This window comes from Marinobacter sp. ST-43, assembly GCF_030541085.1.
Lineage (GTDB): Bacteria > Pseudomonadota > Gammaproteobacteria > Pseudomonadales > Oleiphilaceae > Marinobacter > Marinobacter nauticus.
The window spans coordinates 76163-99226 of record NZ_JASSVO010000011.1; the positions used below are offsets into that span (position 1 = coordinate 76163).

Annotated in this window: 23 protein-coding genes; 20 read left to right on the plus strand and 3 right to left on the minus strand. The window is 59.2% G+C overall.

Annotated features, from left to right (window positions below; genetic code table 11):
- The first annotated feature begins 160 nt into the window (after window positions 1-160).
- From ftsY to QPL98_RS13655, 8 genes are all read left to right on the plus strand, one after another.
- Window positions 161-1378 carry a signal recognition particle-docking protein FtsY gene (gene ftsY / locus QPL98_RS13620; RefSeq protein WP_272998579.1) on the plus strand — a complete coding sequence of 406 codons (1218 nt, stop codon included), beginning with the start codon at window positions 161-163 and terminating at the stop codon, window positions 1376-1378.
- Between the two features lie 27 nt (window positions 1379-1405).
- On the plus strand, window positions 1406-2080 hold the full coding sequence (gene ftsE, locus QPL98_RS13625) for a cell division ATP-binding protein FtsE (RefSeq protein WP_014422980.1): 675 nt from the start codon (window positions 1406-1408) through the stop codon (window positions 2078-2080).
- Window positions 2070-3074, plus strand: coding sequence for a permease-like cell division protein FtsX (gene ftsX / locus QPL98_RS13630; RefSeq protein WP_023008692.1), 1005 nt, complete (start codon window positions 2070-2072; stop codon window positions 3072-3074). The genes ftsE and ftsX overlap by 11 nt, the downstream gene beginning before the upstream one ends.
- Before the next feature lie 192 nt (window positions 3075-3266).
- Window positions 3267-4127: an RNA polymerase sigma factor RpoH gene (gene rpoH, locus QPL98_RS13635; RefSeq protein WP_014422978.1), complete on the plus strand. Its 861-nt coding sequence runs from the start codon at window positions 3267-3269 to the stop codon at window positions 4125-4127.
- 246 nt (window positions 4128-4373) lie between these two features.
- Window positions 4374-5285 (plus strand): NAD(P)-dependent oxidoreductase, encoded by a 912-nt coding sequence (locus tag QPL98_RS13640; RefSeq protein ID WP_303293430.1) that lies wholly within the window; start codon window positions 4374-4376, stop codon window positions 5283-5285.
- Between the two features lie 20 nt (window positions 5286-5305).
- Window positions 5306-6085: a hydroxypyruvate isomerase gene (hyi, locus tag QPL98_RS13645; protein WP_278350561.1), complete on the plus strand. Its 780-nt coding sequence runs from the start codon at window positions 5306-5308 to the stop codon at window positions 6083-6085.
- 103 nt (window positions 6086-6188) lie between these two features.
- Entirely contained in the window at window positions 6189-6869 is a 681-nt protein-coding gene (locus tag QPL98_RS13650) for a response regulator transcription factor (RefSeq protein WP_011787144.1), read from the plus strand.
- On the plus strand, window positions 6856-8334 hold the full coding sequence (locus QPL98_RS13655) for a HAMP domain-containing sensor histidine kinase (protein WP_014422975.1): 1479 nt from the start codon (window positions 6856-6858) through the stop codon (window positions 8332-8334). Before QPL98_RS13650 ends, QPL98_RS13655 begins: the two co-directional genes overlap by 14 nt.
- 2 nt (window positions 8335-8336) lie before the next feature.
- On the opposite strand, the gene QPL98_RS13660 is transcribed toward QPL98_RS13655, so the two are convergent.
- On the minus strand, window positions 8337-8618 hold the full coding sequence (locus QPL98_RS13660; RefSeq protein ID WP_011787142.1) for a hypothetical protein: 282 nt from the start codon (window positions 8616-8618) through the stop codon (window positions 8337-8339).
- Window positions 8619-8899: 281 nt separating this feature from the next.
- On the opposite strand from QPL98_RS13660, the gene greB reads away from it, so the two are divergent.
- Entirely contained in the window at window positions 8900-9415 is a 516-nt protein-coding gene (gene greB, locus QPL98_RS13665) for a transcription elongation factor GreB (protein ID WP_014422972.1), read from the plus strand.
- 179 nt (window positions 9416-9594) lie between these two features.
- Entirely contained in the window at window positions 9595-9978 is a 384-nt protein-coding gene (locus QPL98_RS13670; RefSeq protein WP_081698849.1) for a hypothetical protein, read from the plus strand.
- A gap of 22 nt (window positions 9979-10000) precedes the next feature.
- Here QPL98_RS13670 and QPL98_RS13675 read toward each other — a convergent pair whose 3' ends face one another.
- The gene (locus tag QPL98_RS13675; RefSeq protein ID WP_228224237.1) at window positions 10001-10312 is read right to left on the minus strand and encodes a site-specific integrase; all 312 of its coding nucleotides are present in this window, start codon (window positions 10310-10312) and stop codon (window positions 10001-10003) included.
- A gap of 124 nt (window positions 10313-10436) precedes the next feature.
- Window positions 10437-10697, minus strand: coding sequence for an acyl-CoA-binding protein (locus QPL98_RS13680; RefSeq protein ID WP_011787138.1), 261 nt, complete (start codon window positions 10695-10697; stop codon window positions 10437-10439).
- Between the two features lie 272 nt (window positions 10698-10969).
- On the opposite strand from QPL98_RS13680, the gene tssB reads away from it, so the two are divergent.
- The 10 genes from tssB to tssH all read left to right on the plus strand — a co-directional run bounded on the left by tssB (window position 10970) and on the right by tssH (window position 23047).
- Window positions 10970-11467 (plus strand): type VI secretion system contractile sheath small subunit, encoded by a 498-nt coding sequence (tssB, locus tag QPL98_RS13685; RefSeq protein ID WP_011787137.1) that lies wholly within the window; start codon window positions 10970-10972, stop codon window positions 11465-11467.
- Window positions 11468-11528: 61 nt separating this feature from the next.
- Window positions 11529-13010 (plus strand): type VI secretion system contractile sheath large subunit, encoded by a 1482-nt coding sequence (gene tssC, locus QPL98_RS13690; protein WP_011787136.1) that lies wholly within the window; start codon window positions 11529-11531, stop codon window positions 13008-13010.
- A gap of 3 nt (window positions 13011-13013) precedes the next feature.
- Complete coding sequence (gene tssE, locus QPL98_RS13695) at window positions 13014-13451, plus strand: type VI secretion system baseplate subunit TssE (RefSeq protein WP_199451578.1); 438 nt, start codon at window positions 13014-13016, stop codon at window positions 13449-13451.
- A 173-nt stretch (window positions 13452-13624) separates the two neighbouring features.
- Window positions 13625-15397 carry a type VI secretion system baseplate subunit TssF gene (gene tssF, locus QPL98_RS13700; RefSeq protein ID WP_011787134.1) on the plus strand — a complete coding sequence of 591 codons (1773 nt, stop codon included), beginning with the start codon at window positions 13625-13627 and terminating at the stop codon, window positions 15395-15397.
- Entirely contained in the window at window positions 15361-16377 is a 1017-nt protein-coding gene (gene tssG, locus QPL98_RS13705) for a type VI secretion system baseplate subunit TssG (protein ID WP_014422966.1), read from the plus strand. The genes tssF and tssG overlap by 37 nt, the downstream gene beginning before the upstream one ends.
- A 17-nt stretch (window positions 16378-16394) precedes the next feature.
- Window positions 16395-17705, plus strand: coding sequence for a type VI secretion system-associated FHA domain protein TagH (gene tagH / locus QPL98_RS13710; protein WP_278350560.1), 1311 nt, complete (start codon window positions 16395-16397; stop codon window positions 17703-17705).
- Window positions 17702-18235: a type VI secretion system lipoprotein TssJ gene (gene tssJ, locus QPL98_RS13715; protein ID WP_011787131.1), complete on the plus strand. Its 534-nt coding sequence runs from the start codon at window positions 17702-17704 to the stop codon at window positions 18233-18235. Before tagH ends, tssJ begins: the two co-directional genes overlap by 4 nt.
- Window positions 18235-19569: a type VI secretion system baseplate subunit TssK gene (tssK, locus tag QPL98_RS13720; protein ID WP_014422964.1), complete on the plus strand. Its 1335-nt coding sequence runs from the start codon at window positions 18235-18237 to the stop codon at window positions 19567-19569. The genes tssJ and tssK overlap by 1 nt, the downstream gene beginning before the upstream one ends.
- A 3-nt stretch (window positions 19570-19572) precedes the next feature.
- Window positions 19573-20394, plus strand: a complete 822-nt coding sequence (icmH, locus tag QPL98_RS13725) for a type IVB secretion system protein IcmH/DotU (protein ID WP_023008683.1) — start codon at window positions 19573-19575, stop codon at window positions 20392-20394.
- A 10-nt stretch (window positions 20395-20404) separates the two neighbouring features.
- Window positions 20405-23047 carry a type VI secretion system ATPase TssH gene (gene tssH / locus QPL98_RS13730; protein ID WP_286714241.1) on the plus strand — a complete coding sequence of 881 codons (2643 nt, stop codon included), beginning with the start codon at window positions 20405-20407 and terminating at the stop codon, window positions 23045-23047.
- Window positions 23048-23064: the final 17 nt, after the last annotated feature.

A 23064-nucleotide genomic window follows, 5' to 3' on the forward strand; every position in this document is an offset into this window, starting at 1 on the left:
CTATGGTACCGGAATCCACGAGACCGGTTAATCCTGCCCCATCACTTGTGCCGGCCAGTCTGTTAGAATGCTCCACTTATTTTGGCGAGCTGAGGTTCTTGTGTCCTCTTCGCGAACCTGCGGCCTGTGCCCGCCCTTTTTTCAGACAGATGGATAGATTATGACGGCAGAGTGGATTTCAGTCGGCCTGTTGGCCCTTCTTGTTCTGTTTTTTGTGCTGGATATCGCCGGCAATCGCAAGCGTGCGCCCCGGCCCAAGCCGGTACCTCAGCGTAAGCCGGAGGTGGCCAGGGGGCCGGCTCCTGTGCCAGCGGAACCGGAGGCCGAAACTGAAGTGCCGCCTGAACCCGCGGCAGAAGCCGCTGAGCCGGAAGCGGCTCAACCGGCTGTTGAGCCGGCTCCCGCGCCGGAACCCGTTCCGGCGGCGGAGCCTGAGGTTGAGCGCGAACCGGAAACCCGAGTCAGTGTCTTCGAACGCATCAAGCAGGGTCTGGGGAAAACCCGGGCCAGCCTGACCGGTGGTCTGGCCGACCTGTTCTCGGTGGGCAAGAAGATTGACGAAGATCTGCTGGAAGAAATCGAAACCACGTTACTCATGGCCGATGTGGGTGTGACCGCCACCTCTGAGATCATCGACGCCCTGACCGAGAAACTCGAACGCAATCAGCTGAAAGATGGCGAGGCCCTGCGCAAGGCGCTACGGGATGAGTTGCATGGCCTTCTCAAGGACGTGACCCGGCCGCTGGAGATCGATGCTGGTAAACAGCCATACGTTATCCTGATGGTTGGCGTGAACGGTGTCGGCAAAACCACTACCATCGGCAAGCTCACCAAGAAATTCCAGAGCGAGGGTAAGTCGGTCATGCTGGCCGCTGGTGACACCTTCCGGGCGGCGGCGGTTGAGCAATTGCAGGTCTGGGGCGAGCGCAACAACGTTCCGGTGGTGGCCCAGCATACCGGCGCAGACAGTGCATCGGTAATTTTCGACGCCATCCAGTCTGCTCAATCCCGGGGTGTGGATGTGGTGATTGCAGACACCGCCGGTCGCCTGCAGAACAAGGACAACCTGATGAACGAGTTGTCCAAGGTCGTTCGGGTGATGAAGAAGCTGGATGAATCTGCGCCTCATGAGGTGATGTTGGTGCTGGATGCCGGTACCGGCCAGAATGCCCTGAGCCAGGCCCAGGTATTCCAGCAGGCAGTAGGTGTCTCCGGCATTACGCTCACGAAACTGGACGGCACGGCCAAAGGCGGTATTGTGTTTGCGATCGCCCGTCAGCTGCAGTTGCCAATCCGCTATATCGGGGTGGGAGAACAGGCCGAAGACCTGCGCAGCTTCGATGCCGAAACTTTTGTGGATGCGTTGTTCGAAGACTGACGCCGTAAATACGGAGTAGCTGCCCCGATGATCGAGTTCCGCCAGGTAACCAAACGCTACGACAGTGATCACACCGCACTCAGGGCTGTGAACTTTCACCTGGATCGTGGTGAGCTGGCGTTTCTGACCGGTCATTCCGGCGCGGGCAAGAGTACCCTTCTGAAACTGATCATGGTGATGGAACGCCCGACAGCGGGTGAGGTGATCGTGGGCGGCCAGAAACTGAATAGCCTGCCCCGCCGCCAGATTCCTTACATCCGGCGTCATATCGGTGTGGTGTTCCAGAATCACCAGCTGTTGTTCGACCGCACGGTGTTCGACAACGTGGCCATGCCATTGGAGGTGATGGGGGCCTCGCCGGAAGACACCGGCCGGCGCGTGCGGGCGGCACTGGACAAGGTTGGTTTGCTGAAAAAGGAAAAGATGAACCCCATGCAGTTATCGGGGGGTGAGCAGCAGCGGGTCGGTATTGCCCGTGCGGTGGTAAACAAACCACCCGTACTGCTGGCGGACGAGCCGACCGGTAACCTGGATCCCGAATTGTCTGCAGACATCATGCGGTTGTTTACCCAGTTCAGTCAGGTTGGGGTAACGGTACTTGTGGCAACCCACGATATTGCTCTGATTAATGAAATGAATCGACGTACGCTGACTCTGAATCAGGGCCAACTGGTTGCTGGCGGAGGTGTGAGTGGCCACTGACTCTCGCCAGAAGCCGGATAATCGCCGGGGCGCTAACCGTTCGCGATCACTGTTGAGTGACCAGGCCCGGAGTTATCTGGGGCACCACCGGAAAGTAGCCCGCGATTCTATCCAGAGAATGTGGAAAACCCCGGTAGCCAGTGCCATGACCTGGACAGTGATGGGGGTAGCTCTGGCCTTGCCGGTTGCCCTGCTGTTGCTGTTGACCAGCCTGCAGGGTGTGAGTGCAGGCTGGGAGAGCACGGCCAGGATTACCGCCTATCTGGCGATGGAACTGCCGGCGGAGGAAGCCCGGGGTATGGCCGCGGACATTGAAAGCGATGGGCGAGTGGTATCGGTTCAGCTGGTCGAGCGTGACCAGGCCCTGGCCGATTTTCGAGCCAGTTCCGGGCTGGACGAGGCGCTGGATTTTCTGGAAGAGAATCCTTTGCCGCACACGCTGCTGATTACACCCGAAGACAGCGCTCGCTCGGCAGAGGGCGTTCAGGCACTGGTGACGTTTGTCGAGAATATGAACGGTATCGATCAGGTCCAGGTCGACCTGGGCTGGCTGCAACGCCTGAACGCAATGACCGACATCCTTGCCCGCGCCGTCTGGGCGCTGGCTTTGTTGCTGGGGGCTGCGGTTATCCTGGTGATTGGAAACACGGTACGTCTGGCCATCGAGAACCGGCGGGATGAAATCCTCGTGGCAAAACTGGTGGGCGGAACCGATGCTTTCGTTCGTCGTCCGTTTCTTTACACCGGCGCCTGGTTCGGGCTCGGGGGTGGCCTGGTGGCGTGGTTACTGATTCAGGTGTCGCTCTGGTGGTTAAGCGGCCCGATCGAGCGTCTTGCCGGGCTGTATCGCAGTGAGTTTACCTTGCAGGGGCCGGGATTCGATGGCGCGTTGGCATTGATAATCGTAGCGATGCTGTTAGGCTGGCTGGGCGCCTGGGTTGCGGTGAGGCGTCATCTGGATGACATAGAGCCGGGCGATATTGCTGGAGGCTGATCCGGATCGCGGGAAAACCGTATTGAAAAAAGAGCCTTTTCTGACGTAGTTTGATTTGTAGAAAAGCAAAGGCGATCTTTCCAGATGTATGATTTTTAACGTTTTACTGGGAAGTTCGGGAACTAATTGAGTTCTTGGCGGTCTCATATTGAGTTGCTATATTTAAAGGCTGTCAGGTTCGGAGGTTAATGCATGGGTACGAGTTTACAGCTGGTTGACAGACTGGTTCCGGGTGCGAATCTCGAGTCGTATATCCAGGCGGCGAGTCGCATTCCTGTTCTCTCCGTTGATGAAGAGCGGGAACTGGCAGAACGGCTGCACTACCATGGCGATGTTGAGGCCGCGCGTCAGTTGGTGCTGTCGCACCTGCGCTTTGTGATTCACATTGCTCGCAGCTATTCCGGCTACGGCCTGGCCCAGGCCGACCTGATCCAGGAAGGCAACGTTGGCCTGATGAAGGCCGTCAAGCGGTTTAATCCTGAGTATGGCGTGCGTCTGGTGTCGTTTGCCGTGCACTGGATCAAGGCGGAGATTCACGAATTCATTCTGCGTAACTGGCGCATTGTGAAAGTGGCCACCACCAAGGCCCAGCGCAAGCTGTTCTTCAATCTGCGCAGCCAGAAGAAGAAGCTGGCATGGCTGAATCACGATGAGCTGAAAGCGGTCGCCAATGATCTGGGTGTCGAGCCCCACGTGGTGCGGGAAATGGAAGGTCGCCTGGCTTCCCAGGACACCGCTTTTGACGGCCCGATGGATGATGACGAAGACAACGCCTACCAGGCGCCGGCTTACTACTTGGAAGATCGCCGTAGCGATCCGGCGGTTCAGCTGGAAAACGCTGACTGGTCTGAGGACTCCAATGGCCGGCTGATGCAGGCGCTGGAGCAGTTGGACGAGCGCAGTCAGGATATTCTGCGTGAACGCTGGTTGTCGGAGAGCAAGTCGACGTTGCATGAGCTGGCCGACAAGTACGGGGTGTCCGCTGAGCGGATCCGCCAGCTTGAGAAAAACGCCATGAAGAAGATCCGGGTGCAGATGGCCGAGGTCGCCTGAGGTTTTCTCGCCAGCTCGAAAGCTGAAAACGCCACCACCGTTCGCGGTTGGTGGCGTTTTTGTTTGTATAATCCGCCTAAACCATTTAATTCACGTGGCTGGGAAGAAGGGATTGGGGTAGCCTTTCCAAAAAACGCTCCTGCGGCACATCCATGTGGCGCTTCTGCTCCGCCATCCATGGCTCCGCAAATTTTTGGAAAGGCTACCCCAATCCCTTCGCCGGGCTTCTGAGTGGGATTCCCCAAAATGTTTGCACATTCTCCTCGTATCGCTTTTCTCGGCATCGGCCTGATGGGCACGCCGATGACCCGTAACCTGCTGGACGCCGGTTTTTCCATGACGCTCTGGAATCGCACCACCAGCAAATGCGAGCCCTTTGCCAGCGAAGCGACGATCGCCGGGACGCCCGCCGAGGCGGTGGCGGAGGCCGATATCGTGATCACCATGCTGGAGAATGGTCAGGTGGTGGATGATGTGCTGGTGAAGCAGGGTGCTATGGCTGCGGTGAAGCCGGGTGCGCTGGTGATCGATATGAGTTCGGTGCAGCCTTCGCTGGCGCGACAGCATGCCGAGCTGGCCGCAGAGCAGGGGGTGGGTTACGTGGATGCACCGGTGTCCGGTGGCACGGTGGGTGCGGCCAAGGCCCGGCTGAGTATCATGGCGGGCGGTTCTGAAGCCGATATCGAGCGGGCTTTGCCGGTGTTCAGCGCGCTGGGCAAATGCACCCGCATCGGGCCGGTGGGGGCCGGTCAGTTGGCGAAGCTGGCCAATCAGGCGATTGTGGGTATCACCATTGGTGCGGTGTCGGAGGCGTTGTTGCTGGCCGCCAAGGGTGGCGCGGATCCGGCCGCCGTGCGGGAAGCGCTGATGGGCGGGTTTGCCGGCAGCCGGATTCTGGAACTGCATGGCCAGCGGATGATTGACCGGGACTTCGCGCCGGGCGCTCCGGCCCGCATCCAGCTCAAGGATATGCGTATGATTCTGGATGAGGCCCGCTCGGAAAATCTGACCCTGCCGCTGGCCCAGCAGGTGCATAATGAATACCTTGCCCTGGTCGCCAATGGCCACAGCGATGTCGATCACAGCGGCCTGTTGCTGGAGTTGGAGCATCTGAACGGCTCCTTGATGGGTTCCCTGGGCCGAGGCCCCAAGCACTGAATTAACCGGAGAAATCTGCCATGCCCCGTTTTGCTGCCAACCTGAGCATGCTGTTTACCGAAGTGCCGTTTCTGGAACGTTTCGCCCGGGCCCGAAGTGCCGGGTTTCATGGTGTGGAGTATCTGTTTCCCTATGAGTGGCCGGCAGAACAACTGGCGGAGCGGCTTCAGAGCAACGGGCTGGAACAGGTACTGTTCAACCTGCCGCCCGGCGACTGGGCAGCAGGGGAGCGAGGCATTGCCTGTCTGCCGGATCGCATTGAGGAGTTTCGCGCCGGTGTCGAGCAGGGCATTCACTACGCCCGGATGCTGGACTGCAAGCAGCTCAATTGCCTGGCAGGTTTGAAGCCCGAATCCGTTGCCGAGGAAGAAGCCTGGCAGACCCTGGTGGCGAATGTGCAGTACGCAGCCGACCGCTTCGCCGAAGCCGGCCTGACCCTGTGCCTGGAAGCCATCAATTCGCGGGTGGATATGCCGGGCTTCATGCTCGATACCAGTGGCAAGGTGATGGCGCTGATTGAGGCGCTGGAGGCAGACAACGTGCGCCTGCAGTACGATCTCTATCACATGCAGATCATGGAAGGGGATCTGATTCGTGGCATCGAATGCCTGCTGCCCTGGATTGGCCACATCCAGTTCGCCGACAACCCGGGCCGGCATCAGCCGGGAACCGGGGAGATTAACTTTTTGAATGTTTTCTCGGCGATAGACAGACTGGGTTATGGCGGCTGGGTGAGCGCAGAGTACAGGCCTACGGGGGCGACAGAGCCGTCTCTGGGCTGGTTTTCTGAGGCAAACTGACCGTCGCCATAGGCGACACCCTCTTACAAGATCGTAACTGGCCGGTTCCCGGAGTTCTTCGTACCCTTGTTGTTAATGTTTTCCGCTATCAGGAGGAGCACCGGTGAAAGCGCTGGTAATCGAAGACGATCGGGATGTAGCAAATTATCTGCTAAAGGGACTGAGGGAATCCGACTTCGTGGTGGATCATGCGGCCGACGGCAAGGAAGGCATGATGATGGCGGCCAGTGAAGAATACGACATCATGATTGTCGACCGGATGTTGCCGGGTATGGATGGCCTTTCCATTATCAAGACGGTACGGGCCACGGGCAACCAGACGCCGGTGCTGATTCTCAGTGCTCTGGGCGATGTCGATGACCGTGTCGAAGGGCTGCGTGGCGGTGGCGATGACTACCTGACCAAGCCGTTCTCTTTCACCGAGCTGTTGGCGCGCATCGAGTCACTGATCCGGCGTAACCGTCAGGCGGCCGAGACCGAGACCGTACTGAAAGTGGCGGATCTGGAGATGGACCTGCTGGCCCGCACCGTAAAACGAGCCGGCCAGAATATTGATGTCCAGCCCCGGGAGTTCAGGCTGCTGGAATACCTGATGCGTAATGCCGGGCAGGTGGTTACCCGTACCATGCTGCTGGAGAAAGTGTGGGATTATCACTTCGACCCCCAGACCAACGTGATCGACGTGCATATCAGCCGTCTGCGCGCCAAGATCGACAAGGAATTCGATACACCCCTGCTGCAGACAGTGCGGGGGGCGGGATACATGTTACGTGAAACTGCTTAGTCAGCTCAGAACATCGTCTTTCCAGCTTGCCCTGCTGTATATGGTGGTGTTTGCCACCTCGGTGTTTCTGCTGTTGGCATTTATCTACTGGCGTACAGCCGGGTTCATGACTGCCCAGACCGACGAGACCATTGAAGCGGAAATCGCCGGCCTGGCGGAGCAGTATCGCAGTCGTGGTGTAAATGGTCTGATCACCATCATCCGGGAACGGGTGGCCAGGGATCCGAATGCCAAGTCCATTTACCTGTTGACCACAGACGACTTTCTGAAACTGGCCGGGAATATTGAAACCTGGCCAGAGGGCAGCCGCTCGTCTGACAGTGGCTGGATCAATTTCACCCTGAACCCCTCCGTTGGCTGGCAGGGCCCCGAGCGCCTGGCCCGGGCCAGAATCTTTGAGGTCCAGGGTGGTTTGCGCTTGCTGGTGGGGCGCGATGTGGATGACCTCACCAACCTCAAGCGGGTGATTGAAACTGCCATCAACTGGGGTATGGGAATCACCCTTGCCCTGGCGCTCCTGGGTGGCTTCCTGATGAGCCGAAGCACCACTCGCCGCATTGAAGTGATCAACAACACCTCCCGCCGGATCATGAATGGGCACCTGTCCCTCCGAATTCCGACCCGTGGGACCGACGACGATTTTGATCAACTGGCCGAAAACCTGAACCAGATGCTGGACCGGATCGTGTATCTGATGGAAGGCATACGCCATGTTTCCGACAGCATCGCCCATGATCTTCGCACTCCACTGACGCGACTGCGTAACCAGCTCGAAAACACGCTGATTACGGTCGACAATGACGAGGCGCGCGAGCATGTCGGGCAGGCTGTGGCGGAGGCTGACCAGCTGCTGGCCACCTTCAATGCCTTGCTGCGCATCGCCCGGCTGGAGACCCGGGGCAACTCGGCCGACATGAAAGTGGTGGCGCTGGATGAACTGGTCAGCGATGCCTGTGAACTCTACGAGGCCCTGTCTGAGGACAAGGATCAGAGTTTCTCTCAGGAACTTGAGCAAAATGTCCGGATTGAGGGAGACCGGGATCTCCTGTTCCAGATGATCAGTAACCTGATCGACAACGCCATCAAATACACGCCGGAGCATGGTGCCATCAAGGTGGTCGTTCGCCGGGACGGCGGCGGAGCGGTGTTTGAGGTTCAGGATTCCGGTATCGGTATTCCGGATGATGAGAAAGACCAGGTTTTCCAGCGCTTCTACCGGGTTGGCAAGAGCCGCTCGTTACCCGGCAATGGTCTGGGGCTCAGCCTGGTGTCGGCGGTGGCGGAGATTCATCAGGGCCAGATTCTGCTGAGTGATACCCATCCTGGGGAAGACATGCCGGGCTTGACCGTCACGGTCCGGATGCCAGCGTACACCGCCGTAAAAAAGCGGATCAAGGCCACACAGTCTGAGAATGGTGGTTCAACGGAGGAGGGTCGCTCCTCCGCAGAACCCGGCACGGCCTGAGATTACTGGCTGGCGCGAAAGCGGTTGATACGGCTCAGGACAGGGCCAAGTACCGCGTCGGCCCGTGACTCGACCTGCTGGCTGATATGATCAAACTGCGAGCGACGGCGATCCACCTTGGCCTGAATACTGTCCCACTCGCCTTCCAGATGCTTCTGTTCGGCCATCAGAAAGGCCGCAATATTGTGGCGATTGACGCGGCTGGTGATGCCCAGCTGGTCCAGCCGGAAACCCAGGCTATCCACCCCTTCAAGTGCCAGATTCATCAGTTTCTTGGTATCCATTAGCATATCTCCATGCAGAAAAGATCAGGTGTCATTGTCGGCCACGCTAATCCTTGGCGCTAGAGTGTTCAACCTAGATTGCGGAACGGATGCCTTGCCAAAAGGTAATCGCATGGCCACAGGCAGGTAATGGTCAATGTGCAGAATAGAGGGTGTAGATGCGGAAGCGGGCGGATGATCTGCTTGCTTCCCCCTCCAGCACAGCGCTAGCCTTATACCCCGTGATTCACGGGGTTTTTTTTGCCCTTCCGAAATGCATTGTTTCTTGAACCAGGACACCCATGGCCAACCAGACGCCTTCAGGCAACAACCGGCCGCGCTATATCACCCCCGAAGGTGAGCAGGCGCTCCGGGATGAGCTGCAATTCCTATGGAAAGTAAAGAGACCAGAGGTTACCCAGGCAGTACGTGAAGCGGCTGCCCTGGGAGACCGGTCCGAGAATGCCGAGTACATCTATGGCAAAAAGCAGCTTCGGGAAATCGACCGTCGCGTACGCTTCCTCAGCAAGCGGCTGGATGAGGTCTCGGTGGTGGATCGCCTGCCAGAGGACCGGAGCCGGGTATTCTTTGGTGCCTGGGTGACCATCGAGGATGAGGACGGCAGTGAGCAGGAGTATCGAATCGTGGGTGCCGATGAATTCGATCTCGAAAAAGGCTATCTCAGTATCAATTCTCCGCTGGCCCGGGCGCTCATTGGCAAGCATCTGGATGACGAGGTATCGGTGAGAACCCCTGAGGGCTGGAAGCAGGTGGTGATTACCGATATCCGCTACCAAATGGCCTCGAACGACAAGTGAGTGCTGTCACAAAACTGGCTTTTGCCTGGGCAAAGGGTCATTTTTGGCGATAGACTGATCAAATATTGTCACCCGTCAGGGAAAATGGAAGATCGGCTAGGGTTGGGATGAACGCCATGAATGCCAGGAAACAGACAGAGGGAAAACGAGCCGGGGCAGCGTTGCTGGCGTTGCCGTTGATGCTGCTGACGGCGTTGCCTGCCTATGCCCAGAGTGACGATGACGCCGCGTTTGAGTACGAAGAGCGCTCCACTATCGACACGATTCCGTTTCGCTCAGTCGCGGAAGAGGAGCTGGCCAATACTGTGATTGAGGGTGGGCTGGCAGCGCCGGCGGCCGGGGTACCGGTGCAGCAGGCAACGGATGACGATTTCTATCTGGACCCGCTGGCCCTGCAGCCGAGAGACCCGCGAACCGATCTGGGTCGTTCCGAGATTCCCGTCGAGATCCGTTTCAGTAATCCCAAAGTGATACCGGGCCAGAGCCACGGCAACAATTACGTGATCCGGCCACCCGAGAACCGCACCTACGATACCCTGAATACCAATCTCACCGGTCGTTAATCATCGGCCCTGCTGCCCGGGCTCAGGCAGCGGCTGAATCTGCAGCAGTGGGCCTGCCGAGCACATCTTCGTAGAAAAAGCTCAGAGCCTGACTGGCCTGATTCAGTCGCGCCCGGGATACCCGGATCTTTTCACTCAGATAGGTCAGGAACAGCTTCTGATCCTCTTCGGCCAGATTGTCCGGATCCTTCAGATCATGAAACAGCACAAATCGGCTGATCCAGTGCAGATAGGTTTGCTCGGCGCGTTGATTCAGTTCGCGTTTGCGGATGGCGGCCTGTACCTGGCCAATCATGCCTGGGCGCGATTGCTCCAGGGCCTCAGTAATGTCCATGGTGTTTACTCGTTCAAAAGCTTGTTTTTGTTATGTTGCGCGCATCATATGACAAACGTTTGAACGGCGCAAAATTCTGGCGGGTGCGGTGCCCCGCAACCGGTGTGGCGGCGGGGCAGGGGCGTTACTTCAGGGATTCAAGTTTGTCGATGTACTGCTGCATGGCGTCATCGCTGGACATGCCCTTGAGTTTCTCCCAGGCGTCGTACTTGGCCCGGCCAACAAAATCCATCATGCCCGGACGCTTGCCGCTGACATCGCCTTCGGTGGCCTGCTTGTAAAGGGCGTAGAATTCCAGTTTCAACTCGTTGGAAGGTTTGAAATCGCCTTCCGCCGTCTGGATGTAGTTTACCGCTTCTTCGAATTTTGCTTTCAGGTCACTCATGTTGTGTCTCCGTGGTGTTGGTGGTTTTTTTCCGTTCAAACATGTTGGCAGTATAGCGACGGTGGTGGTTGGCGTCATTGACCGAAACAGCGGCTTTCCGGTCGCCCTGGCAATCTGGCAAAAGTTTGCCCAAGTACACATTTTGAGCCATCGCTGGCCAATTTTTGCTTGAGAACCCTGGGTGACCTGTGTACAGTTTTACGCGTTGTCTGCCAGGAGGGCAGGCACCAAGGATCGATACAATTGCAAATGACTTGCACAGGGAGCACGCCATGTCTGCCAAAGACGGTTCCGTTGCGCCGAAAGAGCGCATCAATATCAAGTATGTCCCCGCCACAGGCGATCAGCAGGCCGAAACCGAACTGCCACTGAAGATGTTCGTGGTTGGTGATTTCAAGGGTCACGCTGAAGAAACCCCCATTGAAGACCGTAAGGCCATTTCCGTCGACAAGAACAACTTCCGTTCTGTCATGAAGGAAGCGGGTCTGACGCTTTCCACCAGTGTTTCCAACAAGCTCGAAGACGGTGCCGACGACCTCCCCGTGAATCTCGAATTCCAGGGGCTCGAAGACTTCTCTCCGGACAGCATTGCCCGCCAGGTCCCTGAGCTCAAGAAGCTGATTGAGCTGCGTGAAGCCCTGGTTGCCCTCAAGGGCCCGCTGGGCAACGTGCCTTCGTTCCGTTCCAAGCTGCAGGAGCTGCTGGACAACGACGACGCCCGGGAAAAGCTGCTGGCTGAACTTGAGCTGGCCACCGACGGCGGCGAGTAATCGCAACACCGGAACCCGGTAACCTACACCGATTATCAATCACGTACTGAAGGGATGTGGTATGTCTGATACTGCTGTGCAGCAATCTGCTGCCTCCGAATCCGTAGCAGAAGGCTCTCTGCTTGACCAGGTCATGGCCAACAGCCGTATGGCGCCGGCCGATGAAGGCTACGATGTTGCCCGTAAAGGGGTGGCCACGTTTATTGCCAACCTGCTGAAGAGCGATGAAAAAGGCCAGCCGGTCAACAAGGCGCTGGTCGACCAGATGGTGGTCGAGCTGGATCGCAAAATCAGCGCCCAGATGGATGAGATTCTGCACGCGCCCAAGCTGCAGGAGCTGGAATCGTCCTGGCGCGGACTGAAACTGATGGTGGATCGCACCGATTTCCGCGAGAACATCAAGGTGGATATTCTCCATGCCACCAAGACCGAGCTGCTGGAAGATTTCGAATTTGCTCCGGACGTGACCCAGACCGGCTTCTACAAGCACATCTATGCCGCCGAGTATGGCCAGTTCGGTGGTGAGCCGGTGGGCGCGATTGTTGGCAACTACGCCTTCAGCCCATCAACACCGGACATGAAGCTGCTGCAGTACGTGTCGTCGGTTGGCGCCATGTCCCACGCGCCGTTCCTGTCCTCGGTTGCACCGTCGTTCTTCGGCGTCGACAGCTACCAGGAACTGCCGGCCATCAAAGAGCTGAGCGCCGTTTTCGAAGGCCCGAAATACGCCAAGTGGCGTTCCCTGCGGGAATCTGAGGATGCCCGTTACCTGGGCCTGACCGCACCGCGCTTCCTGCTGCGGGTGCCTTACGATCCGACTGAAAACCCGGTGCGCAGCTTCAACTACAAGGAAGATGTCTCCGGTGACCACGAGCATTACCTGTGGGGCAATACCTCCTACCTGCTGGCCACACGCCTGACCGAGAGCTTCGCCAAGTACCGTTGGTGCCCGAACATCATTGGTCCCCAGAGTGGTGGTGCGGTGGAAGATCTGCCGGTGCACACCTTCGAGTCCTTCGGTCAGCTGGAAGCCAAGATTCCGACTGAGGTGCTGATTACCGACCGTCGCGAATACGAGCTGGCGGAAGAAGGTTTCATCGCCCTGACCATGCGTAAAGGCAGCGATAACGCCGCGTTCTTCTCCGCCAACTCGGTGCAGAAGCCCAAGCAGTTCCCGAACACCAAGGAAGGCAAGGAAGCGGAAACCAACTACAAGTTGGGTACCCAGTTGCCGTACATGATGATCGTGAACCGCCTGGCCCACTACATCAAGGTGCTGCAGCGAGAGCAGATCGGCTCCTGGAAAGAGCGCCAGGATCTGGAGCGGGAACTGAACACCTGGATTCGCCAGTACGTGGCCGACCAGGAAAACCCGCCTGCAGACGTCCGCAGTCGCCGCCCCTTGCGTGCCGCGAAAGTGGAAGTCTCCGATGTAGAAGGCGATCCGGGCTGGTACCAGGTCTCCCTGGCAGTGCGTCCGCACTTCAAATACATGGGCGCCAACTTTGAACTCTCGCTGGTTGGCCGACTGGACAAGGATTAATCCGTGTTCGACGGCACCGGCACTGACGGCGTTCGCAACACCGGCAGCCTGTTTGAACGGCTTGAACAGGCTGCCGCTCCCGCGGGCCAGAGCATGGGCGAGTTCACCCATGTGGTGGAATCCATCAAGCGCCACCTGGTGCGACTGCTGAACGCCCACCCGGGCAACAGCAGCAGCGCACCGGATCTTGGCTTGCTGGATTTCAACGACGCCACTCTGGGCACTCATGACCTGAGCATCCAGATCCGCGGGGCCATCCGTCAGTGCATCGAGAAGTTTGAGCCGCGGGTTAAGCGGGTGGATGTGGTAGCCATGCCACCGGGCCCGGACCCGTTGCAGTTGAAGTTCCAGGTGACGGTCTACCTGAACGTTGCAGGAAGCGATGATCGGACGACCATAGACCTGGTTTTGGATGATAAGCGGTACTACCGCGTGATCTAGCGTCATGGGTAGTATTCTGCAGGCAAGGATGAGAGCGAGGGTGTGGTTGGCCTTTCCAAAAGTGTGCGGAGCCATGGATGGCGGAGCTCAAGCGCCCCATGGATGGGCTTGAAGCGTCTTTTGGAAAGGCCAACCACACCCTTGCTCGGGGCCAGACTAGTGGTGCAGTAACGATGAAGTTAAATCGCTTTTACAGGGATGAGTTGAGCTTTCTGCGGTTGCAAGGCAGGGAATTTGCCGAAGCCCACCCGCAGCTCACCCGCTTTCTATCCGAACAGAGCACCGACCCGGACGTAGAACGGCTGCTGGAAGGCTTCGCCTTCCTGACCGGCAAACTGCGGGAAAAAGTTGAGGACGAGTTTCCGGAGCTGACTCATTCGCTGCTGAACATGCTCTGGCCCAATTATCTGCGGCCAGTGCCCAGCTGCACCATCATGCGTTTTGATCCACAGCTGCATGCCATCAGTGAACGTCAGGTTGTGGATCGTCATACCGAGATCAAGAGCCGCCCCCTGGGCGACGCCAGCCGCCAGACCCAATGCCGGTTCCGCACCTGCCGGTCGGTGGATATTTTTCCGATCAGTGTGGCCGATGCCAATGCCGAGCACTCACGGGAAGTTTCCTCCGTGACCGTAGACCTGGCCCTGCATACGGACCAGCCACTGAATGGCATTGGCCTGGAAAATCTGCGTTTTTACCTGGGGGGCGACAACCACACGGCAGAGACTCTGTATCTGTGGTTAAACCATTACCTCAGCCGTATGGAGCTGGTGGTGGGCGACCGTGTGGTCAGTCTGCCTTCATCCCTGTTGCAGCCGGTTGGCTTTGCGGCAGACGAGGCGATCCTGCCTTATCCCAAGAATGCTTATGCCGGCTACCGGATTATCCAGGAGTACCTGAGTTTTCCGGAGGCCTTCCGGTTTGTTGATATCACCGGCCTGAAATCCCGGTTGCCAGCGGTGCAGGCTGATGAGATCAGTCTGCGTTTCCACTTCAGCCGGATTTTGCCCCCGGACACCCGGGTAACCCGGGACTCCATGCAGTTGTACTGCACCCCCGCGGTAAATCTGTTCAGCCACGAAGGCGAGCCCGTAGACCTGAACGGTCGCCAGACTGAATACCGTATTTCACCCTCCAGCCGCTGCCCGGAACACTACGAGGTGTTCAGTATCGAGCAGGTTGAGGGCTGGCTGGAAGGCCGTTCCGGCCGGGGTGAGCCGCGCATCTACACGGCGTTCGAGAGTTTCCAGCATGAAGTGGAGCGGGATCGCGGCCGCACCGCCCTTTACTACCGGGTACGTACCCGGGAGAGCGTGCGTGGTGATGGTTTTGATCACTACATTTCCTTTGTTCGTGGTGATGAAACCGAATGTCTGAATCGTCAGGAAGCGGTCTCGCTGACTCTCACGTGCACCAATCGCCAGTTGCCACAACAACTGGCCGTCGGGGAAGTGTGCATGGCCACCGAGAGTACACCGGCCTTTGCCGCATTCAGCAATATCACGCGCCCGACGGCGACCCTGCGGCCGACCCTGGATGGCAGCCTGTTGTGGACGCTGATATCCAACCTGTCATTGAACTACCTGTCGATGCTGGATGTGGATGCCCTGCGCACCGTGCTGCGAGTGTATGACTTCCGGGCCCTCGTCGACCGACAGGCTGAGCGGGTGTCCCAGAAGCGGCTGGCGGGTATCACGGGCATCACCACCAAGCCGGTTGATCGCATGATTCGCGGGCTGCCGGTGCGCGGTATCCGCTCAGAGCTGCAGCTGGATCAGCATGGGTTTGCCAGTGAAGGTGACCTCTACCTGTTCGGCACGGTGTTGAGTCAGTTTTTTGCGCTTTACGCGAGTATCAATGCGTTTCACCAACTGGAAGTGGTGAATACAGACAATCAGGAACGGTATACATGGACGTTACAGCAAGGTCAGCAGCCGCTGATGTAGCCGGGCTGGAACCCGTTCTCGGCAACGCGCGGCGATACAGTTTTTTTCAGCTGGTGGATCTGATTCACCGGCACCATGGAGACGACCTGGAGCGTGGCGGTCACGATGAGCCCCGCCAGGAACGCATCCGGTTCTCGGCCTCGGCCGGCCTGGGGTTTCCCGGCAGTGATGTGGTGTCGGCGCTGTCGCCGGAGCATGAGCACGCTCCCTATCAGATGGAAGTCAGCTTCCTGGGGCTTCACGGCTCCCAGTCGCCACTGCCCGGTTATTACCTGGAAGATCTGGCCTGGGAAGCGGGCCAGAATCTCGGTGTTCGTCGGCATTTTCTGGATTTCTTCAATCACCGGCTGGTGACCCTGTTCCATCGGGCCTGGCGCAAATACCGCTACTACATCCGATTCCAGCCCGGGGCCAGCGACGGTTTTTCGGAACTGGTGTTTGCCCTGACCGGTTTGGGCGACAGTCGGCTGCGGGAAGCGACGCCGGTGAACTGGTCCAAGATGCTGGCCTATGCCGGCTTGATGGCGGGCCGGAGCCGGTCACCGGAAGTGGTCAGCGGCATCATCGGCCACTGTTTTGACCTGGACGACGTCAGCATCGAACAGTGGGTGCTGCGCAAAGTGGACATCGCTCGGGATCAGCAGACCGCGCTGGGCAGGGCCAACGCCACCCTGGGCGAAGATACGCTGGTGGGTTCGCGCATCCGGGATCGCAGCGGCAAGTTTATTCTCCGGTTGCGCAATCTGACCCGGCAGCGGTTTGCGGATTTTCTGCCCAATGGCCGGGATCACCAGCGCCTGGTCAAACTGGTGGAGTTCGCTACCCGGGAGCAGCTGGCCTATGACCTGGAGCTGCAAATGCGGCCCAAGGATATTCGCCCCATGCAACTGGGCGAGGATGTTCGCCTGGGCTGGAATTCCTTCGTAACACCGGACCGGGCCCGTGAGCGTCCGGCGGTGCGGATACAGATCAGACGTTAGGGCAGGGAGCCGGAGACGTGGCACAACAAGCAGCAGAACTGACATTAGTGATCACCAACCCGACGGAAACCGGTGGTGGCGCCAGCATTGAACATAGCTTCGGAACCCGTGGCGGTTCCATCGGCACCGCGGCCAGCGACAGCTGGCAGCTTTCTCCTCACCGTACCGGCGCTGTCGCCGGCCATGCCGAGGTGCGTTACCTGGACGGCGGCTTCTGCCTGATTGATCGCAGTGGCCGGACCTACATCAACAGCAGCAGTCAGCCTGTGGGGCGGGGCCGTCGTGCCCGGCTGAGCCACGGCGACACCGTGAGCATAGGCCGCTACCAGATACGGGCCGAGCTCTCCGGCGCACCGGCGGCTGTCAGCGAAACCGAACACAACGCACACGAAGATCACGGCCTGGTGGATGCGCCCGAGAATGGTTTACGGCATGCCGCCAACGAACAGAACCGGCCTGAAGGTCGCGAGCCTCTGGAGGGTTTGCAGCCGGCAGCCGGCGATCCGGTCAGCTGTGATCCGCTGGCGCCCTGGCAGCAAAAACCGACGCGCCCGGACGAGGAGGCTCCCGAGCTGCTGGCCAGCGACCAAGCCTGGTTTGCCCGTTCGGCTGAGGTTAGCGATGAGTACCGGGAGAACCGGGATGTGGCCATGGGCCTGCCGGTTACCCCACAACGCGAGCATAAGGAACGACAGGGAATGTCCGAAACGACACGAAACATGCGGGAGGTCAGCCGCCAGCACATCAGTGGTGCACCACTGCTCCGGGGGCTGGATGCGGATATTGATTTTGCCGACAGCGACGAAATGCGGCTGTTTCTGGAGGAAGCCGGGCAGACCCTGAAGGCAACGGTGGAAGGATTGCTGGCGCTGCATCAGGGCGAAGACAGCCGTCACCAGGCGCTGCGGACCCGCTTGCAGCCCATCGAGGACAACCCGCTGCGGCTGGCCAACGACTATCCGGACACCATTCAGACTCTGTTTGCCGCCCAGCGCAGTCCGGTGCATCTGTCGGCCCCCGCTGCTGTCCGTGAGAGCCTGGAAAGCCTGAATCACCACCAGCAGGCCACCCGTGAAGCCATTCGCGAGGCGCTGGAAGCCATTCTGCACGCCTTCTCACCGGAAGCCTTGTTGCGCCGGTTTCACGGCTATCGCCGTGGTTTGCAGGACAACGAAGACGAGGGCCGCTGGGCCTGGGATATGTACCAACACTATTACCGTGAACTGAAATCCAGTCGTCAGCAGGGTTTCGAGCGCCTGTTCCAGGAAGTGTTCGACCAGGCTTATGACCAACACTTGCGCCAATTACAGAGGGAGAAACTGTTGTGAAGTACTGCAAATGGAGCTTGCTGGTTGTTGCTTTGATTCTGGCGGGGTGTAGCACCCCTTACAACGCGGTGACCAAGACCGCCAAGGTGCTCTGGGATCCTGATATTCCTGTTGGCTACCCGGAAGATCTGCCCAGCCGGGTGGATCTGACCATGCTGGCGGAACCGAACGTGAACCCGAACGAATCCCTGGCGCCCACCCCCATTGCGTTTCAGGTGATTGAACTGCGGGACAGCTCGCTGCTGATGGCGGGCGATTTCGACCAGCTGTTGAACGACCTGGAGGACTCTCTGGGCCAGAACTACGTGGACCATAGCGATTACAGCCTTGTGCCCGGCCAGTTCAAGTTTGTCGAGCCCTTTGAGGTCAGCACCGACACCCGCTACATCGCCGTGATCGCCTTCTACGCCTACCCGAACCTGTCCCAGTGGAAAAAAGTGGTGAAGGTCGACCCGATTGGCGGACGGTATCACCTGCTGGTGAACCTGCGCGAACGTGAAGTGCAACTCAGACGGTCGGATGAAAGCTAATGGCAGTCACGAATCGAGTGGTCTGGAGTGATGGGCTGTTCATCAAACCTCAGCACTTCCAGCAACAGCAACGCTATCTGGAACACCAGATTAACGAACGGGCTCTGGCCGTCTCGGACTATCTGTTCGGGTTCAGTGATCTGGAGCTCAATGCCGAATACCTGAGCTTTGGTCGGGTCGGACTGGTGCGGGCCTCCGGACTGTTTCCGGACGGAACCCGGTTCAACCTGCCCCAGGACGACGTGATGCCGGAGCCACTGGAGATCACCGATGCCTCGGTGGCCAACCAGGTGGTCTATCTGGCTTTACCTCTGGGCAGCGATAGCCTGGCCGAAGTCGAATGGCCGGAAGCGCCCGTGGCCGGCCGGTTCCAGGCGCAGCCGGTGGAAGTGCGGGATCTGCATTCCATTGACGGCGATGCTCACACCATCGATGTGGGGCGGGTGGCTCCGCGCCTGATGCTGGAGCGGGAAGATCGCAGTGCCTATGCAGCACTGGCCATTGGCCGGATTCTGGAAAAACGTCCCGATGGCAGCCTGGTGATGGACCCGAACTTCCTGCCGACCATGCTCAGCGTGCGCTCAGCGCCAAGGCTTCAGCGCTTTGTCGGTGAGATGGCGGGTTTGATGCAGGAACGGGCCCGTAACATTGCCGAACGGGTGGGCGCGCCCGGGCAGGGTGGTGTCGCCGATGTCTCGGATTTCATGCTGCTGCAGATGCTGAACCGGGCGCACCCGCGTTTCATGCACCTGGCACGGCTGCGTCAGCTGCACCCGGAGCGTTTGTACGAAGCGCTTCTGGAGCTGTGTGGGGAGCTGGTCACCTTTACCGATGAAAGCCGTTTGCCGAGGGAATTCACCCCTTACGATCACGATCTGCCGGAAGGCTGTTTCAGCCCGCTGATGCAGATTCTAAGGCAGGCCTTGAGCACGGTCCTGGAGCCCCGGGCGCTGTCGATTGCCCTGCAGCAGCGCCAGTACGGACTCACCGTCGCACCGGTTCAGGATGGCCAGTTGATGAACGACGCCGAGTTCATTCTGGCGGTCAAAGCCGATATGCCACTGGACGACCTGCGCAAACAGTTTGTTCAGCAGTGCAAGGTGGCCTCCGTGGAGAAGATTCGGGATCTCATCAGCCTCCAGCTGCCGGGTATCCCACTGTCGGCACTTCCGGTGGCCCCGCGTCAGTTGCCCTACCACGCCGGTTTTGTGTATTTCCGATTGGACGATCAAAGCCAGGCCTGGCAGATGCTGGACAACGCCAGTGGATTTGCCTTCCACGTGGCGGGCAGCTTCCCGGGGCTGGAGATGCAATTCTGGGCAATCAGGAGCTAAATCATGGCAGATGCACCGGTAATGGACAGACCAGACAACACCAGGGATTCGGGTGATCGTGCATTCAGCGACCTTTTGTTTGCAGATAGCGGCGCCGGCCAGTCGCCGGTTGAATCCGATGACAGCAGCTTCCAGCTTCGTGGCCTGGAAGATAACCGGCTGATTGACGCCGCCACCCCGCTGCTGGGACTGGTTATTCGGGTGCGGCGACTGGCGGATTTCCGCGAGGTGGAAACCCTGTACCAGCAGGTAGTGGACGAAGTCGCCGCCGTTGACCGGGAACTGGTGGAGCAGGGCTATGAGCGCCCCACGGTGGTGGCCTACCGCTACGTGCTGTGCGCCTTCATCGACGAGGCTGTGCTGGGTACCGACTGGGGCGCCCACAGCGTCTGGTCCCAGCATTCGCTGCTCAGCCGATTCCATAACGAAACCTGGGGTGGCGAAAAGGTGTTTGCCATCCTGGCCCGCATGGAAAAAGAGCCGACTCGTTACCGGGACATGCTCGAGTTCATCTATCTGTGCCTGTGTCTGGGTTTTGAGGGTCGCTACAAGGTCATGGAAAACGGTCGGGACGAATACGAACAGGTGGTTCGTGGCCTCTATGACCAGCTTCGGGAACTGCGTGGCGACCGCGACAGCCGGCCGCTGGCCGACGCTACGGAAAACCTGATGCCGGCCCGCAACCGCCTGCGCAGCGGCCTGCCTTTGTGGGGTATTGGTGGCCTGTTTGTGGCGGCCATGGCCGGGATCTATTCGCTCTATAACATGGCGCTGAACGAACGCATCAGGGATGTGCTCAGCGTTCTGGAACAACTACCGAAATAAGGACATCACTGTGATTCGGGTAGAACTGCCGGCGCTGATCGGGCGCCTTAACGACATTTCACGCCAGGCTCTGGAAGCCTCCGCGGCCCTGTGCATCAGCCGTCAGGGCGCCGAGATTACCCCGGCGCACCTGCTGTTCAAACTGCTGGAAACGCCGTTCTCGGATGTGCGCCAGATTCTGGAACACACCGGCATCAACCACCAGCAACTGCAACCCGTGGTGGGTGACAGCCTGAACGGCGAACCTCAGACCGCCGAACCGTATCCGTCGTTCTCGCCGCTGCTGGTAGAACTGATGCAGGACGCCTGGCTGCTGGCCTCCACCGAACTCGGCCATACCGAACTGCGTTCCGGCGCGGTGTTCCTGGCCCTGCTGATGAACGCCGATCGCTACTTGATGCCCCGGGTGGCGCAGGCGCTGGTGGACATCAACCGGGAACAGCTGCGCAAGCAGTTTGATCGGGTAACCGAGGGTTCTGTGGAGCGTCCGCAGCTGACGGAAAGCGGTGGTGCCAGGCCAGCGGTTGAAGCCGATATGGACCCGCTCAAACGTTATGCCACTGACTTCACCAAGCTGGCCCGGGAAGACAAACTGGACCCCGTGGTGTGTCGCGATGCCGAGATCGATCAGATGATCGATATCCTATGCCGTCGCCGCAAGAACAACCCCATCGTGGTGGGCGACGCAGGCGTGGGCAAAAGCGCCGTGGTGGAGGGCCTGGCCCTGCGCATCGTTAACGGTGACGTGCCGGACCGCCTGAAGAACGTCGAACTCTGGACCCTGGACATGGGTGCCCTGCAGGCTGGTGCTTCGGTGAAGGGCGAGTTTGAAAAACGCCTGAAGGGCGTAATCGAAGCCGTGAAAGGTTCGGCGACCCCGATCATCCTGTTCATCGACGAAGCTCACACCCTGATCGGTGCGGGTAACAGCGAAGGTGGCTCCGACGCTGCCAACCTGCTGAAGCCAGCCCTGGCCCGTGGCGAACTGCGCACCATTGCTGCCACCACCTGGCGCGAGTACAAGAAATACTTCGAAAAAGACCCGGCTCTCAGCCGCCGGTTCCAACCGGTGGCCCTGGACGAGCCAACGCCGGGCGAAGCCGTCCACATCCTCCGTGGCCTGCGCACGGTCTACGAAAAAGCCCATCAGGTACTGATCGCGGACAGCGCCCTTAAAGCCGCCGCAGAAATGTCCGCCCGTTACCTGGCCGGTCGCCAGCTGCCGGACAAGGCCATCGATGTTCTCGATACCGCCTGCGCCCGGGTCAGCCTGAACCTGAGTACACCGCCACGCCGTCTCAGTCATGTGCGCAGTGAACTGCACCAGCTGGCCATGGAGCAGGAGCTTCTGAGCCGGGAACACACGCTTGGCCAGAACGTGGATGCCGAGCGCGAACAGGCCCTGGAGCAGAAGATTGCTGACCTGACCGCCGAATCCGGAGCGCTGGAACAAAGCTGGAATGACCAGAGGGAGCTTGTTGCCCGGCTGGTCGAGATCCGTGAACAGCTGTTGGTGGGGGATGTCGAGCGCGAAACCGCAGATGACGTTGCTGTTGAGTTGGCCGAGAGCGATCGCGAAGAACGCCCGGACCTGAAAAGCGAAGCCGCCGCCATCGAACAGGAACTGGCTGAACTCCAGGCCGACGAACCGTTGGTACACGCCCGGGTGGACGCCCGCCAGGTAGCCGAAGTCATCGCTGACTGGACCGGCATCCCGGTTAATCGCATGACCACCGACGAGCTGGAAAAAATCACCCACCTGCCGGCGTACCTGCAGGCCCATATCAAAGGCCAGGACACGGCCATCGACTGCCTGCATCAGCACCTGCTCACCGCCCGCGCCGACTTGCGCCGGCCGGGTCGCCCCATGGGCGCCTTCCTGCTGGTAGGCCCCAGTGGTGTGGGCAAAACCGAAACCGTGGTGCAACTGGCTGAACTGCTCTACGGCGGCCGCCAGTTCCTCACCACCATCAACATGTCCGAATACCAGGAGAAACACACCGTCTCCCGCCTGATCGGCTCGCCCCCAGGCTACGTCGGATTCGGAGAAGGCGGCATCCTCACCGAAGCCATCCGCCAGAAGCCTTATTCCGTGGTGCTGCTCGACGAAGTCGAAAAAGCCCACCCGGAAGTGCTTAACCTGTTCTACCAGGCTTTCGACAAAGGCGAACTGGCTGACGGAGAAGGCCGGTTGATCGACTGCAAGAACGTGGTCTTTTTCCTGACCTCCAACCTCGGCTTCCAGACCATCGTCAATCACGCCGAAGAGCCGGAGAAAATCGAAGAAGCGCTGTACCCGGAACTGGCCAACTTCTTCAAGCCGGCGTTGCTCGCGCGGATGGAAGTGGTGCCCTACCTGCCGCTGGGAGAAGACACTCTTAACCGCATCGTCGGCGACAAACTCCAGCGCCTTGCGGATCAGATTCAAGCTCGCTACCACACCGATGTGGAACTGGAAGACGGCCTGGTCGAAGCCATCCGCAGCCGCGCCACCAGAAGTGAAAACGGCGCGCGGATGCTGGAGTCGATCATCGAAGGCGAACTGCTGCCACCGGTGTCGCTGGCGCTGCTGGAAAAACTGGCGGCCAGGGAGCCGGTGACGAAGGTGACGCTTGGGGTTACTGAAAACAAGTTCACGGGCACAGTCGCCTGACTTTCGGGCTGACTGAA

Excerpts from the sequence above, each read along its gene's own strand:
- ftsY (WP_272998579.1), top strand. The coding sequence starts at position 161 with ATGACGGCAGAGTGGATTTCAGTCGGCCTGTTGGCCCTTCTTGTTCTG.
- ftsE (WP_014422980.1), top strand. The coding sequence starts at position 1,406 with ATGATCGAGTTCCGCCAGGTAACCAAACGCTACGACAGTGATCACACC.
- rpoH (WP_014422978.1), top strand. The coding sequence starts at position 3,267 with ATGGGTACGAGTTTACAGCTGGTTGACAGACTGGTTCCGGGTGCGAAT.
- QPL98_RS13640 (WP_303293430.1), top strand. The coding sequence starts at position 4,374 with ATGTTTGCACATTCTCCTCGTATCGCTTTTCTCGGCATCGGCCTGATG.
- hyi (WP_278350561.1), top strand. The coding sequence starts at position 5,306 with ATGCCCCGTTTTGCTGCCAACCTGAGCATGCTGTTTACCGAAGTGCCG.
- QPL98_RS13660 (WP_011787142.1), bottom strand. The coding sequence starts at position 8,618 with ATGGATACCAAGAAACTGATGAATCTGGCACTTGAAGGGGTGGATAGC.
- greB (WP_014422972.1), top strand. The coding sequence starts at position 8,900 with ATGGCCAACCAGACGCCTTCAGGCAACAACCGGCCGCGCTATATCACC.
- QPL98_RS13670 (WP_081698849.1), top strand. The coding sequence starts at position 9,595 with ATGCTGCTGACGGCGTTGCCTGCCTATGCCCAGAGTGACGATGACGCC.
- QPL98_RS13675 (WP_228224237.1), bottom strand. The coding sequence starts at position 10,312 with ATGGACATTACTGAGGCCCTGGAGCAATCGCGCCCAGGCATGATTGGC.
- QPL98_RS13680 (WP_011787138.1), bottom strand. The coding sequence starts at position 10,697 with ATGAGTGACCTGAAAGCAAAATTCGAAGAAGCGGTAAACTACATCCAG.
- tssB (WP_011787137.1), top strand. The coding sequence starts at position 10,970 with ATGTCTGCCAAAGACGGTTCCGTTGCGCCGAAAGAGCGCATCAATATC.
- tssC (WP_011787136.1), top strand. The coding sequence starts at position 11,529 with ATGTCTGATACTGCTGTGCAGCAATCTGCTGCCTCCGAATCCGTAGCA.
- tssF (WP_011787134.1), top strand. The coding sequence starts at position 13,625 with ATGAAGTTAAATCGCTTTTACAGGGATGAGTTGAGCTTTCTGCGGTTG.
- tssG (WP_014422966.1), top strand. The coding sequence starts at position 15,361 with ATGGACGTTACAGCAAGGTCAGCAGCCGCTGATGTAGCCGGGCTGGAA.
- tssK (WP_014422964.1), top strand. The coding sequence starts at position 18,235 with ATGGCAGTCACGAATCGAGTGGTCTGGAGTGATGGGCTGTTCATCAAA.
- icmH (WP_023008683.1), top strand. The coding sequence starts at position 19,573 with ATGGCAGATGCACCGGTAATGGACAGACCAGACAACACCAGGGATTCG.